A 13215-nucleotide genomic window follows, 5' to 3' on the forward strand; every position below is an offset into this window, starting at 1 on the left:
CCCGCCACGCCATCGCACCGACGCCGCGCTAGACTTTCGCCACCTTCACCTGCGGGGAGCGACGGGCATGAACCAGGTCAAGCATCTGCTGGAGATCAAGGGCCACACGATCCATGCCGTGGCGCCGGACGCACCGGTACTGGAGGCGATCCGGCACATGGCCGAGCGTCGGGTGGGCGCATTGCTGGTAATGCAGGGCGAGCAGCTGGTGGGCATCGTGTCCGAGCGCGACTATGCCCGCAAGGTGATCCTGCAGGGTCGCTCCTCCGGCCAGACGCCGGTGTCGGAAATCATGAGCGCACCGCCGGTCACCGTCGGCGCCGATACCGAGGTGCTCGAGTGCATGCGCCTTTGCACCCACAGCCGTATCCGTCACCTGCCGGTGGTCGACGGTGACCGGGTGATCGGCGTGATCTCGATCGGTGATCTGGTGAAGGCGGTGATCGACGAGCAGGCCGAGCAGATCGAGCAGCTGCAGCGCTACATCACCAGCTGAGCACTCACGCGCCGGTTTCGCTGGCGGCAAGCGCATCCGCAGAGCTGCCGCAGGTGCGACCGGCGCGAACGCCTACCCAGCCGGCCAGGGCCGCGCACACGGCGCTGACGCCCGCAAACAGCGGCACGCCCATCCCCAGGCTGCGCAGCGCGCTCAGCGCGCTGGTGATCACCACATCACCGAAGCGCCACACCACCGTGTCGATGAAGTTCTTGCCCTTGTATTTCGCCTCGCGCGATACGCGGGTGTACATCGCGTTGGCGGCCGGAACCGTCATGCCGTAGCCGAACCCGCGGCTGCAGGCCAGCACCAGAGCCAGCAGGGGCACCGCCATCAGCACTGGATCGAACGTGCCGTCGAGCCATGGCAGGCGCACCTCGCCGCCACCCAGCAGCGCCAGGCTCCCCAGCAGCAACACGTTGACTGCCGAAGCCGTGACCAGGCACGGCACGGGCCCGTAGCGCGTGAGCAGCCAGCGTGTGGGCCCGAGCTGGAGCGTGATCACCAGCAGGTTGGCGGCGAGGTCGACATGTCCGTAAAACGCCGTGCGCGACGCTGCATCGTGGAAATTCTCCTTCACGTAGTCGGCCAGCAAGGCGTAGGCGACGGTACCCACGCCATCGGACAGCAACATCAGCAGGGCCATGTAGCGCAGAAACGGCACCGTGAACACCTGCCGCGCCCCGGCGAGCAGCGAACCGCCGATGGCCGGTGCTGCCTCACGCCCGGCGCCGGCCGATACCGACAGCCACATCAGCACCGCCATGGCGCCCATCAGCAGCCCGGCCGACACCAGCAACAGTGGCGCAAGGCCGAACACCACCACCAGCAGCGATGCCAGCGTAGGGCCGGCCAGGGCGCCGAGCGTTCCGCCCAGCGCGATCATCGGGAAATAACGGTGCGACTCCTCGCTGCTGAAGAGGTCCGCCATCAGGCTCCAGAACAGCGACACCACGAACAGGTTGAACACGCTGACCCAGACATAGAACACCGTACCCAGCAATCGCGCGCCCAACTGCTCCTGCACCAGGAACGCCGGCGCGAACGCACACAGGCAGGCGATGAAGAAGCTGTACCCCCACAGGATCAGCCGGCGCCGCGATACCCGTGCCACCAGCGCCCCGAATACCGGAGTCAGGACCAGCATCACCACGAACGTGGCGCCGTAGAACAGCGGCAGCGATACCGAGCCGACGGCACCGCTGAACTGGTCGCGGATGGGCCGGATGCCGTAGTACGACGCCATCACGAGGAAGAACGCCAAGGCCGACAGCGCCGGGGCCGCGCCCGTCCTGGCCGCGTGATTGGGAGATGGGCTCACAAAGGGTTCCAGCGTGGTTCGCGCAGAGACTAGCATGCAGGTGCAGGCGCCCTGCGGCGCCGGGGGAACGGGATGAACTACGACTACGTCATCGTCGGCGCCGGCTCGGCAGGCTGCGTGCTGGCCCACCGCCTGAGCGCCGATCCCAACACGCGCGTGCTGTTGCTGGAAGCGGGCCCGCGCGACTGGAATCCGCTGATCCACATGCCCGCCGGGCTGGCCCGGCTGGTCAAGGTGCGCAGCGTCAACTGGAACTACCACACCGAGCCGGAGCCCCACCTCCTCGGCCGCCGCCTGTGGTGGCCGCGTGGCAAGACCCTTGGCGGCTCCAGCTCGATCAACGCCATGTGCTACGTCCGCGGCGTCGCAGGTGACTACGACCGCTGGGCCGAAACCACCGGGGATGCACGCTGGGCCTGGCGACACGTGCTGCCGTACTTCCTGCGCAGCGAAGACAACAGCCGCGGCGCCGGCCCGTGGCATGCCGCCGGCGGTCCGCTGGGCGTGTCGGACCTGCGCCACCACAACGAACTCTCCGCCGCGTTGGTGGACGCCGCGAGCCTCGCCGGCCACGCCCGCAACGACGATTTCAATGGCGCGGCGCAGGCGGGCTTTGGCCTGTATCAGGTCACCCAGCGCGACGGTGCCCGATGTTCCACCGCCGCCGGCTATCTGCGTCCGGCGCGCGAACGTACCAATCTGCAGGTGCGCACCGGTGTGCAGGTCGAGCGGGTGCTGATCGAAGGCGGCCGTGCAGTGGGGGTGCAGCTGCGTGATCGTCAGCGCTTCGAGCGGATCGATGCCGGTCAGGTGCTGCTGGCGGCCGGGGCGATCAACACGCCGCAGCTGCTGATGCTCTCGGGCATCGGCCCGGCCGATCACTTGCGCGAACACGGGATCGCCGTGCAGCTGGATCGCCCCGGCGTCGGCGCCAACCTGCAGGATCATCTGGACATCTGCACCCTCGTCCACAGCACCCGCCCGGTGACCTACGACCACCTCAACGAGCTGACCGCCGGCTGGCGCTACCTCACCCGCCGGCAGGGGCCCGGCACGTCGAACATTGCCGAGGCCGGCGGCTTCGTGCGCAGCGCGCTGGCGACCGACGAGCGCTGCGATCTGCAATTCCACTTCGTGCCCGCTCTGCTCGACGACCACGGCAGGCACCGCCTGCCGGGCGACGGCTACACCCTGCACGCGTGTTACCTGCACCCGCGCAGCCGCGGTCGGCTGCGGCTGCGGTCGGCCGACCCGTCGGCGCCGATCGCGATCCACGCGAACTATCTCGGCGATGACGAGCGGCACGACCTGGCGCGGATGATCGAGGCCGCCAAGGTGTCGCGCGAGATCCTCGCGCAGCCGGCGTTCGACGCCTACCGCGGCACGCCGGTGTTCCCCGAGCGGCCGCTGGCCACCGACGCCGAGTATGAGGCGTTCATCCGGCGCAAGGCCGAGTCGATCTACCACCCGGTCGGCAGCTGCCTCATGGGCCGGGACGCCGATGCCGTGGTGGACAGCGAGCTGCGCGTGCACGGCGTGGCCGGGTTGCGGGTGGTCGATGCCTCGGTGATGCCGACACTCCCCAGCGGCAATACCAACGCGCCCACCATCATGATCGCCGAGCGCGCCAGCGACCTGCTGCAGGGGGTTGCCTGCGGCACCGCCTGACGATCCGGTACCGCGCGCTGGCGGGAACCGCCGCACAATGCCGCGGTCTCAGCGCGTGGTCGACGCGGCCCGAGTGAAGGCTGCAGCCGCCGCGCACGCGTTGTCCGCAACGGCGAACTACCCCACAATCACGAGACCCAGAAGACCGGCCTGCGTGTCGGCATTCCCCCTTCGTCGGCCGCGTCACGCCGAGAGCATCCCCAGAGCAGCATGCCGCTTCGTCCACTTGTTATCGCCCTCGCCGGTGCACTCGCCCTCAGCGCGACCGCGCCACTGTCCGCACACCGCCAAGGCGGGGCGGCGGGAGCCACCCAGGTCGTATCCAACACGCCCAGCGCGCAGTTGCCGCCGACGCGGGTCAAGGAGGCGCTGGTCGACTACCGCCACTGGCTCGACGAGCTGGCGCGCCGACGCTCGGTGGCGGGCCTGGCCACCGCCGTGGTGGTCAACGACAAGGTGGCTTTCGAATACACGCTGGGCTACGCCGACGCGGCCACCAAGGAGCCGATCAAGCCCGAGACGGTGTTCCGCCTTGCGTCGCTGTCCAAGGCATTCGCCACCGGGCTGACTTCGATCCTGGTGCGCGAGGGCAAGTTGAGCTGGGATACGCGGCTGGTCGACGTGCTGCCGTTCTTCAAGCTCAAGAACATGGAAGCCGCCGCGCAGGCGACCGTGGGCGACATCCTGGGCCAGCGGCTGGGGCTGCCACGCAACACCTACGACAACATGCTCGAGGACGACGTGCCGTACGAGGAGCTGGTGCGCAAGCTCGACGAGGTCGACATGACCTGCGGCGTGGGCCAGTGCTACGGCTACCAGAACGTCGCCTTCAGCCTGATTGGCGACATCGTCTATGCCAAGACCGGCGACTTCTTCTATCGCCTGGTGGACAAGCGCATCTTCTATCCGTTGGGCATGAAGACCGCCAGCTACGGCCGCGCCGCGCTGGAGTCGAGCCCGAGCTGGGCGCACCCGCACGTGGCCATCGGGCGCGGCCAGTGGCGGCCGTTCGAACCGAACGAGGCGTATTACCGCGTCGCTCCCGCCGCTGGCGTCAACGCAAGCCTGCGCGACATGGAGCAGTGGCTTATCGCGCAGATGGGCGGCCGTCCGGACGTGCTGCCCGCCGAACTGCTTGCCGTGCTGCATGCGCCCGGCGTGCAGACCAATGTGGAGCTGCACTCCACGCCATGGCGGCGCGCCCGCCTCACCGAGGCGCATTACGGCCTGGGCTGGCGCGTGTTTACCTACGGGGGCGAAACGATGATCTTCCATGCCGGTGCGGTGCAGGGTTATCGCACGATGATCGGTTTCCTGCCGCGCTACCACACCGGCATCGTCACCATGTGGAACTCCGCCGGCGCCACGCCGTCCGGACTGATGCCGATGATGTTCGATCGGCTGCTGGCCCTGCCGCACGTGGATTGGGCCGGCCTGGAGAGTCCGCCGCCCGCGGCCCGGCCGGCCGGTCGCAAGCACCGTGCGCACAAGGCACGCTCACGACGTCACTGAGGCACGCGCGGCACGAGCGCAAAAAAAGGCCAGCGCATGCGCTGGCCTTTTTCGTTGCGGGCGACGCTGGCGCGTCAGAGCCGGAAGTTGATCCGGTTGGTTACCACACTGTCCACCGGCTGCCCATCGCGCGTGGCCGGCTTGAACTCCCAACGTTCCACCGCATCGGTGGCAGCGCGATCGAACACGCGTCGGGGCTGCGCGTCGACCACCTTGATGTTGGACGTGCGGCCTTCCGCCGTCACGGTGAAGCTCACGACCACATACCCCTCGGTGCGTGCGCGCTGCGCCTGGGTCGGGTAACGCGGGTTGACACTGCGCACCAGCACCGCCGGCGTGGTCGCCGGCTCGGCCTTGGCCGCTGCCGGTGCCGACGGTTGCGCGGACGGCTGCGTGGCGGCGGTGGCCCGGGTTGCTGCGTCGTCCGGCTTCTTGGGCGCGGCGGCCGCGGCTTGCGCCTCCGTGGCAGCTTTCTCCGCCGCCGCCTTCTCTTCAGCCGCCCTCTGCGCAGCCAGCTGCTGCTGGCGTTCCTGGTCGAGCGCCTGCTGCTGCTCCTTGTCGAGCAGCTTGCGCTGGGCGTCCAGCTTGGAGCGCAGGATGGTCAAGGTGAAGTTGGCCGGATCCGCCTTGGCCAGCAGGTCGATCTCGCGCTGCGCCTCGTTGAAGTTGCGCGCGTTGATCGCCTGCTCGGCCGCGCTGGCCGCAAACGGGAACGTCTCGCGCAAGGCGTCGGTCGCCACCGCGTTGCCCGGCTCGCGCTCCAGCGCCTTCAGGTAGAACTCGTAGGCGTTGTTGCCGGCCGGCGCCAGGTAGCGCTGCTCGTTCATCGCCTTGCGCGCCTCGGACAGCAACTGGTCAGTGCCCATCGCCTCCACGTTGGCCGGCGGCGGAGTTGCCGCCACGGTGCCAGGCATCACCGGCGTGGAAGGGTGACCACCGGCGTCGGTGAGCACGATCTCCTGATGCGGCTGGATGATCAGGAACCAGGATGCGATCGCGAGCAGGACAATGACGGCGATCGCGACCAGCGTGACGGGCCGCACGGCCCCTCGCGCGCGCTGGCGCGCATGAAGTGTGTTTCGGGTATCCATGATCTCTCACTGAGTGGCATCAGATACCCGCGCTTTTTCCCCCCGTAAATCCAGGAGCGACGCCCTCCCCGGGACGCCGCGGCGCGGATGCGCAAAAGGTAACCGCATTGCAGGACCACGGCAAACAGGTTGTGCAGTGGATCACGCCAAGCCGGCCGCCGGCCATCGGCACCGCACCGAACAGCGAGTCATCGTTTTTCACCCTCGCAAACGAAGCGTCCCGGCAGAGGGCCGGGACGAGTCGCTTTCGAAGGGTCTCCCCGCGCTGGGCACCGCGGGGAAACAAGATCGAACAGGAACGCTTTTTGTTATGGCAGAACTTACTTCTTGGAGACCTTGGAAGCCTTGGTGGCCTTGACCACCTTGGCCGGTGCAGCCTTCTTGGCGGCAGCCTTTTTCGGCGCAGCCTTCTTTGCAGCAACCTTCTTTACAGCAACCTTCTTCACGGCAGCCTTCTTGGCAGCCGCCGGCTTCTTGGCGACAGCCTTCTTGGCAGCGACCTTCTTGACAGCAGCCTTCTTGGCAGCCGGCTTCTTCGCTACCGGCTTCTTGGTGGCGACCTTCTTGGCAGCGACCTTCTTCACGGTGGTTTTCTTGGCAGCCTTCTTGGCGGCCGGTTTCTTTGCAGCGGGTTTCTTGGCAGTGGCCATGGTTCGTCTCAGCTCCTCATCAGTTGGCAGTGGTTGCCCAGTAAAAGCGTGAAGGAACGCCTCGACCAGCAGATCGCTGTTGGTGGCGTGCCGAAGATTGTTGACCTGGCGATGGGTGCGCAAATCGGAAAGCAGCCGCAGAACGTGCAACGGGATGGAGACCGTGATCTTGCGTACCGCTCCGGCCTTCTCACCGTGATCGACATAAGGCTTTACGTATTTCGATGTTGCCATGACACCCGTTCCCCAGAATCTGTTGCGAAAGCTATTCCTGAAGATTTCACCTGTCAATTGATTTTGCGTACTCCCGACGCACCCTTTTCGCGCCTTTCCGGGAGCCGGGAAGGCCCGCCATACAAGGCCTGCCGCGGAAACAAAGGAAAATCAAATAGACGTCTATACTTCCATTTTCCATCATTCGAGAATGCACTCGATCCCCGAAACCGTTGCCCCGTAAAGGTTTGCGGGCCAATGGCAAAAAAGCGGGCGGCGCGAACGCATGGCTCGTCGAGCCCCGCACGCACCCCGTTCGTGCATCGAATCGCGTCCGGCGCGCATGAACGAAACGCCACCGGGCGACAACAACACGTCAAACATTTTTCGCTGCCCGGCGACTCATCTGGTCGGGCGAAGCATCGCAAAGCGGTCGCGCATGATGCCGAGCGAACCCCTCGCCGGCATCTCGATGCGGCATGTCGACATAAAAAAACGGCCGCATGGGCGGCCGCTTTTCATGTCCGTCGCGAGCAGCGGATCAGTGGTCTTCGTTTTCGATCTGCTCGGCATAGGCATCGGCGTCGAGCAGTTCGTCCAGCTCGGAGCGATCGCTGGCACGCACCACGAAAATCCAGCCATCACCGAATGCGTCTTCGTTGATGAGCTCCGGCTTGTCGGCCAGCACTTCATTCACCGCGACGATCTCGCCGGAGACCGGTGCGTAGATGTCAGACGCGGCCTTCACCGACTCCACCACCGCCACGCCGTTGCCGGCCTGCACGCTGGCGCCCACTTCGGGCAGCTCTACGTAGACCAGGTCGCCGAGCTGCGCCTGGGCGTGCTCGGAAATGCCGACGCGGATCAGGCCGTCGTCTTCGACACGTGCCCACTCGTGGGACTTGAGGAATTTCAGATCGCCGGGAATCTCGCTCATGATCGGGTCCAGTGGTTGGAAGAGGAAAAGGAAGGGGCGGCGCGATTCTAACGCGTCCGTCCGTGCCCGCCGAGTCACCCCGGCAGGGCGCTCAAGTCAGATGCCTTCGCAGGGCTTGCCGTCACGCACGAACGGGTACTTCACCTGCCGGACCGGCAGCTCGCGGCCGCGGATGTCCACCCGGATTGCACCTGCCTCGCCGGCCGGGATGCGTGCGAAAGCGATGGCCTTCTCCAGCGTCGGTGAAAAGCTGCCCGACAGGATCTCGCCCTCGCCCTTCGCGGTAAGCACTTTCTGGCCGTGGCGCAGCACGCCCTTCTCGTCCAGCACCAGGCCGACCATGACGCGCTTCACGCCCTCGGCGCGCTGCGCTTCCAGCGCGTCTCGGCCGATGAAGTTGCGGCCTTCGTCCAGCGCAATCGTCCAGCCCAGATTGGCCTCCCACGGCGACACGTCCTCGTCCATATCCTGGCCGTAGAGATTCATGCCCGCCTCCAGCCGCAGCGTGTCGCGAGCGCCCAGTCCGCAAGGCTTCACGCCCGCATGGGCCAGCGCATCCCACAGCGCGACGGCCTGCTCCTGCGGCACCAGGATCTCGAAGCCGTCCTCGCCGGTGTAGCCGGTGCGCGCGACGAACAGCGGCATGCCGTGCGGACCCTGTGCCGCCGCAGCAGCGAACTTGCCCAGCTTCTCGATGCGCGGCCGGTCCCCTTCGTGCAGCAGGGCAATGACCTTGGCACGCGCGTTCGGCCCCTGCGCCGCGATCATCGCGAACTCGGGGCGCTCCTTGACCGTCACGTCGAAGGGCTTCGCCTGCGTCTGGATCCAGGCCAAGTCCTTCTCGCGGGTGGCGGCATTCACCACCAGGCGGTAATGCGCGTCATCGAAGAAATAGACGATGAGATCGTCGATCACGCCGCCGCGCTCGTTGAGCATGCACGAGTAAAGCGCCTTGCCGCTCACCTTGAGCTTGTCCACGCTGTTGGCCAGCAGGTGGCGCAGGAAGTCGCGCGTGCGCGGGCCGTGCAGGTCGATCACGGTCATGTGCGAGACATCGAACATGCCGGCGTCCCGACGCACGGCATGATGCTCCTCGATCTGCGAGCCGTAGCTGATCGGCATGTCCCAGCCGCCGAAATCGACCATGCGTGCACCAAGCGCGCGGTGGGTGTCATTGAGAACGGTCTTGGCAGTCATGGGCAGTGGCCTGGGGAAAGCGATGATTATCGCCGCCGGCAAGCACCCCGGGCAATGCGAGGCGCCCGCCGCGGGGCTGGTGCAGGCGTTCGCCGCGTCGCGGCTGAAGGTGATCTGGAGCTGCTGGCAGCATGGCGTTCAAAGACCTTGGCCCGAAACGCCACGCAGCAGACCGGACGCCGCGCGGTCCAGCCTGACCGCCCGGGTGCAGGGCACGCGCCCGACCATTCCGCTCGATCAGCTCTCGGGGCGAACGATCCGGCGAAAGGTGAGATTGAGGCGTGGCTGGGTCACCCGCGTCGTGCGCGGCAGGGCGTGCTGGTAGAGCTGTTGCGTGGCCCCGGCCATGCGCAGCAGGCTGCCATGCGGCAGCGGCAACGTGGAGCGGGCGCGCATGCCACGTTCGTCGCGCTGGCGTGGGCGAAGCACGAAGCGCCGCTGCGCGCCCAGGCTGACCGACGCGATCACCGGTGCGACGCCAAGCTCGGGTTCGTCATCGCTGTGCCACCCCATGGCATCGCTGCCGTCGCGGTAGAGATTGGCCAGCACACTGTTGAATTGCGCGCCGCATGCGTGCTCGACGCGCCGGCGCAGCTCGCGCAGGGCATCGGGCCACGGATGCGGCTCGAACCGCGTGCGCGAGTAGACGTAGCTGGTGCCGGGGTCGCCGATCCAGCAACTGAGCCGCGGCGAATCGACCTCGCGCCCGAACATGCGGATGCGGTGCTGCTCCCACCGGATCGTGGCGCTCAGCTGTGCAAGCAGGGCGTCTGCCTCATCTGCCGCGAGCCAGTGCGGGATCAGGGCCAGCTCGGCACCGGGCAGGGGCAGCGTCTGCCACATCAGCGCGGCCACCGGCGGACCTGTCCATTTGCGGTGCGAGCAGACCCGCATGTAGCCCCTGTATGCACGCCGTCGTTTCCGCCCCGGCTGCCGACGAGGCTCAGGCGATCGCCGGATAGACCGGCTCGGCGTCGAGCGTGGCGGCGATGACCCCGGCCAGCTCGAGCAGGCGCAGATCCGAACCGCGTGCGCCCACCAGCTGCAGCCCGATCGGCAGCCCGTTGGGCAGCGTGCCCATCGGCAGGCTGACGGCGGGACAGCCGGCGAGGCTGGCGAAGCTGGTGAGGTCGGCAATCGAATCGGGTGTCGGCCCGTCCAGCGGGAACGCACCCTGCGGCGTGGTCGGCAGAATCAGCACGTCGACCTGGGCAAACAGCCGGCGCATCTTCAGCGTGGCAGCGTCCAGCACGCGGTCGGCATTGGCGTAGTCGCCGGCAGATTTTTGCGCCGCATACTGGAGCATCCGGCGGAACCGGTCCGATACCGGGTGGGACGTATCCGCCAGATCGGCGGCGAACGTGCCCAGCATCTCCGCCTCCATCAGCAGCAGCCCCGCGCGACGGGTGCGGGCAAAGTCCCAGTCGCTGAAGTCGACGGTGCGGCGCTCGCCCAGTTCTCGCGGAAGCTTGTCCATGGCCGCATCGAACACCTCCTGCACCTCGGCAGCGACACCCGCCTCGGCCAGGTTTCCCAGGAAGCCCGCGCGCAGCCGGCCCGGCTCCCAGTCCGGCAGGTCGAAAGCCACCCGGCGACGGCGCGAGCGGGCGTCGTCGGCGTCGTAGCCGGCCAGCACCTGCAGCAGCACGGTGAGGTCATCGACACCACGCGCCAGCAGGCCAACCGCATCAAGCCGTCGCGCGGCGGGCACCATGCCGCGCGCGGAGATCTCGCCGTGGGTCGGCTTGAGCGCGTAGATACCGCAGTAGCTGGCCGGGATGCGAATGGAGCCGAGGCTGTCCGAGCCCACCGCCGCCACCGCCAGGCCGGCAGCCACCGCCGCGGCCGCACCGCCGGACGAGCCGCCGGCGCTGTAGCCGTGGCGATACGGATTGTGGGTGGGGCCGGAATGGGGATTGTCGGTCGACGCGCCCAGCGCGCCCTCGTCCATATTGGTCTTGCCGACCAGCAGCGCACCGGACGCACGCAGTCGCGCCACCACGTGGGCGTCGTGCTCCACCGCGTCGACCCGGCCTGGAAGGCCTGCACGGGTGGGCCATCCGGCCACGTCGAAGTTGTCCTTAAGGGCCATCGGGATGCCGTCCAGGCGACCCATCACGCCATCGCGGCGGCGCTTGCCGGCCGTGCGCGCCTGCTCCTGCACCAGGCTGCCGCGCACGTCGACGTAGCTGTTGAGCTGGGGATTGATCCGCTCGATCGCCTCCAGGTAAACGTCGGCCAGTACCTGCGGCTGCACGCGCTCGGCCGCCAGCCAGTGCAGCAGCTGACACAGCGTGGCGCGCCGCATGTCCAGTTCGGCGATCGGCGGCAATGCATTCATTCGGACTCCCCGTGTTCAGTGTCCGACGATTATCACCGCGCTGCGTGAAACGATTGCAAGCGGTGGCGCAGCACGCGTTGCCGCGCGACGCGCGACCACCGACAATGGGCGTCTTGTTCAATACCGCTGCGCACGGTGTCCCCTGTGTGCAGCCAGGCGACAACGGAGCCAGCGATGAGCGAACGCGAGACGATGGAATACGACGTGATCGTCGTGGGTGCCGGCCCCGCGGGTCTGTCTTTCGCGATCCGCCTGAAACAGCTCCAGCCCGACACATCTATATGTGTGATCGAGAAGGCCTCGACCATCGGTGCGCAGATCCTCTCCGGCGCGGTGATCGAAACCGGCCCGCTCGACGCGCTGCTGCCCGACTGGCGGAAGAACCCGCCGCCGATCTGCGTCGACGCGACCGAAGACGAGTTCTGGCTGCTCAGCAAGACCGGCGGGCGCAAGCTGCCGGTGCCGCCGGGCATGAACAACCACGGCAACGTGATCGTCTCGCTGGGCGCCATGTGCGCCTGGCTGGCGCCGCAGGCCGAAGCGCTGGGCGTGGACGTGTTCCCCGGCTTCGCCGCCGCCGACACCATCTACAACGAGGACGGCTCAGTGGCCGGCGTGCAGATCGGCGACATGGGCGTGGCGAAGGACGGCACCCACAAGGCCGGCTACACCCAGGGCATCGACATCAAGGCCAAGGTCACCGTGCTGGCCGAAGGCGCGCGCGGCAGCCTTACCAAGCAGCTGATCAAGCGTTTCGCGCTGGACCAGGACAGCGACCCGCAGGGCTACTCCATCGGCATCAAGGAGCTGTGGCAGCTGCCGGCCGGACGCGTCACGCCGGGCAAGATCGTGCACAGCTTCGGCTGGCCGGCCGACACGCGCACCTACGGCGGCAGCTTCCTCTATCACCTGGACGGTGACCGCGTGGCGCTGGGCTATGTCAGCGGCCTCGACTACACCGACCCAAACTACCAGCCGTGGGAAGCGTTCCAGCAGTGGAAGAACCACCCGATGATGAAGCCGCTGCTCGAGGGCGGCACCATCCTTTCCGCCGGCGCGCGCGCCATCGTCACCGGCGGTTACCAGTCACTGCCCAAGGTGGAGATGCCCGGCGCGCTGCTGATCGGTGATACCGCCGGCCTGCTCAACGTGCCGAAGATCAAGGGCACGCATCAGGCGATCAGGAGCGGCATGCTCGCCGCCGAGCACCTGGCGGCCCATGAGCTCAAGCCCGCCGGCTTCGACGCGACCCTGCGCGGCTCGGAGGTGATGACCGAGCTGAAGAAGGTCCGCAACATCAAGCCCGGCTTCAAGAAGGGCCTGTGGTTCGGCATGCTCAATGCCGCCTGGGAGACCGCCGTCGGTGGCGCCTCGCCGTGGACGCTGAAGAACAAGCCGGACTGGTCGTCACTGCACAAGATCGGAGAACACGAAGAACCCCGCCGCGACTACGTGCAGCGCGAGTTGCCGCCGCGCGACCGCCTAGCCGGCGTCTACTTCGCCGCCACCGAGCACGAGGAAGACCAGCCGATCCACCTGCACGTGGCCGACACCTCCATCTGCGTGACGAAGTGCGCCGAGGAATACGGCAACCCCTGCACCCGCTTCTGCCCCGCCAGCGTGTACGAGATCGTCGACGACGAAGCGGGCAAGCGCCTGCAGATCAACGCCGCCAATTGCGTGCACTGCAAGACCTGCGACATCAAGGACCCCTACCAGATCATCAACTGGGTGACGCCGGAAGGCGGCTCGGGGCCCAACTACCAGAACATGTAAGAGGCGGAGGTCG

Annotated in this window: 11 protein-coding genes; 4 read left to right on the forward strand and 7 right to left on the reverse strand. The window is 67.4% G+C overall.

Annotated features, from left to right (window positions below):
• The first annotated feature begins 67 nt into the window (after positions 1–67).
• Positions 68–496 carry a CBS domain-containing protein gene (locus VFG40_RS00980; protein ID WP_324893939.1) on the forward strand — a complete coding sequence of 143 codons (429 nt, stop codon included), beginning with the start codon at positions 68–70 and terminating at the stop codon, positions 494–496.
• Between the two features lie 4 nt (positions 497–500).
• On the opposite strand, the gene VFG40_RS00985 is transcribed toward VFG40_RS00980, so the two are convergent.
• Positions 501–1817 carry an NTP/NDP exchange transporter gene (locus VFG40_RS00985; protein ID WP_324893941.1) on the reverse strand — a complete coding sequence of 439 codons (1317 nt, stop codon included), beginning with the start codon at positions 1815–1817 and terminating at the stop codon, positions 501–503.
• Positions 1818–1889: 72 nt separating this feature from the next.
• On the opposite strand from VFG40_RS00985, the gene VFG40_RS00990 reads away from it, so the two are divergent.
• Together VFG40_RS00990 and VFG40_RS00995 are read left to right on the forward strand one after the other, a co-directional pair.
• Positions 1890–3485 (forward strand): GMC family oxidoreductase, encoded by a 1596-nt coding sequence (locus VFG40_RS00990; protein WP_324893943.1) that lies wholly within the window; start codon positions 1890–1892, stop codon positions 3483–3485.
• A gap of 210 nt (positions 3486–3695) precedes the next feature.
• On the forward strand, positions 3696–4997 hold the full coding sequence (locus VFG40_RS00995) for a serine hydrolase domain-containing protein (protein WP_324893945.1): 1302 nt from the start codon (positions 3696–3698) through the stop codon (positions 4995–4997).
• 74 nt (positions 4998–5071) lie between these two features.
• On the opposite strand, the gene VFG40_RS01000 is transcribed toward VFG40_RS00995, so the two are convergent.
• From VFG40_RS01000 to VFG40_RS01025, 6 genes are all read right to left on the reverse strand, one after another.
• Positions 5072–6088, reverse strand: a complete 1017-nt coding sequence (locus VFG40_RS01000; protein WP_324893947.1) for an energy transducer TonB — start codon at positions 6086–6088, stop codon at positions 5072–5074.
• A 320-nt stretch (positions 6089–6408) separates the two neighbouring features.
• The gene (gene metJ / locus VFG40_RS01005; protein ID WP_324893949.1) at positions 6409–6972 is read right to left on the reverse strand and encodes a met regulon transcriptional regulator MetJ; all 564 of its coding nucleotides are present in this window, start codon (positions 6970–6972) and stop codon (positions 6409–6411) included.
• A gap of 520 nt (positions 6973–7492) precedes the next feature.
• Complete coding sequence (gcvH, locus tag VFG40_RS01010) at positions 7493–7888, reverse strand: glycine cleavage system protein GcvH (RefSeq protein ID WP_324893951.1); 396 nt, start codon at positions 7886–7888, stop codon at positions 7493–7495.
• Between the two features lie 96 nt (positions 7889–7984).
• Positions 7985–9085, reverse strand: coding sequence for a glycine cleavage system aminomethyltransferase GcvT (gene gcvT, locus VFG40_RS01015; protein WP_324893953.1), 1101 nt, complete (start codon positions 9083–9085; stop codon positions 7985–7987).
• A gap of 237 nt (positions 9086–9322) precedes the next feature.
• Positions 9323–9928: an alpha-ketoglutarate-dependent dioxygenase AlkB family protein gene (locus VFG40_RS01020; protein ID WP_324894069.1), complete on the reverse strand. Its 606-nt coding sequence runs from the start codon at positions 9926–9928 to the stop codon at positions 9323–9325.
• A 100-nt stretch (positions 9929–10028) separates the two neighbouring features.
• Complete coding sequence (locus VFG40_RS01025; protein WP_324893955.1) at positions 10029–11426, reverse strand: amidase; 1398 nt, start codon at positions 11424–11426, stop codon at positions 10029–10031.
• A gap of 144 nt (positions 11427–11570) precedes the next feature.
• On the opposite strand from VFG40_RS01025, the gene VFG40_RS01030 reads away from it, so the two are divergent.
• Positions 11571–13202, forward strand: coding sequence for an electron transfer flavoprotein-ubiquinone oxidoreductase (locus tag VFG40_RS01030; RefSeq protein ID WP_324894071.1), 1632 nt, complete (start codon positions 11571–11573; stop codon positions 13200–13202).
• Positions 13203–13215: the final 13 nt, after the last annotated feature.

The sequence above is a fragment of the Dyella sp. genome, assembly GCF_035685805.1.
Taxonomy (GTDB): Bacteria; Pseudomonadota; Gammaproteobacteria; order Xanthomonadales; family Rhodanobacteraceae; genus Dyella_A.

Bases quoted from the DNA above. Each gene is read 5' to 3' on its own strand.
- gcvT (WP_324893953.1), bottom strand. From the start codon at position 9,085: ATGACTGCCAAGACCGTTCTCAATGACACCCACCGCGCGCTTGGTGCA.
- VFG40_RS01025 (WP_324893955.1), bottom strand. From the start codon at position 11,426: ATGAATGCATTGCCGCCGATCGCCGAACTGGACATGCGGCGCGCCACG.
- gcvH (WP_324893951.1), bottom strand. From the start codon at position 7,888: ATGAGCGAGATTCCCGGCGATCTGAAATTCCTCAAGTCCCACGAGTGG.
- VFG40_RS00995 (WP_324893945.1), top strand. From the start codon at position 3,696: ATGCCGCTTCGTCCACTTGTTATCGCCCTCGCCGGTGCACTCGCCCTC.
- VFG40_RS00980 (WP_324893939.1), top strand. From the start codon at position 68: ATGAACCAGGTCAAGCATCTGCTGGAGATCAAGGGCCACACGATCCAT.
- VFG40_RS00990 (WP_324893943.1), top strand. From the start codon at position 1,890: ATGAACTACGACTACGTCATCGTCGGCGCCGGCTCGGCAGGCTGCGTG.
- metJ (WP_324893949.1), bottom strand. From the start codon at position 6,972: ATGGCAACATCGAAATACGTAAAGCCTTATGTCGATCACGGTGAGAAG.
- VFG40_RS01020 (WP_324894069.1), bottom strand. From the start codon at position 9,928: ATGTGGCAGACGCTGCCCCTGCCCGGTGCCGAGCTGGCCCTGATCCCG.
- VFG40_RS01000 (WP_324893947.1), bottom strand. From the start codon at position 6,088: ATGGATACCCGAAACACACTTCATGCGCGCCAGCGCGCGCGAGGGGCC.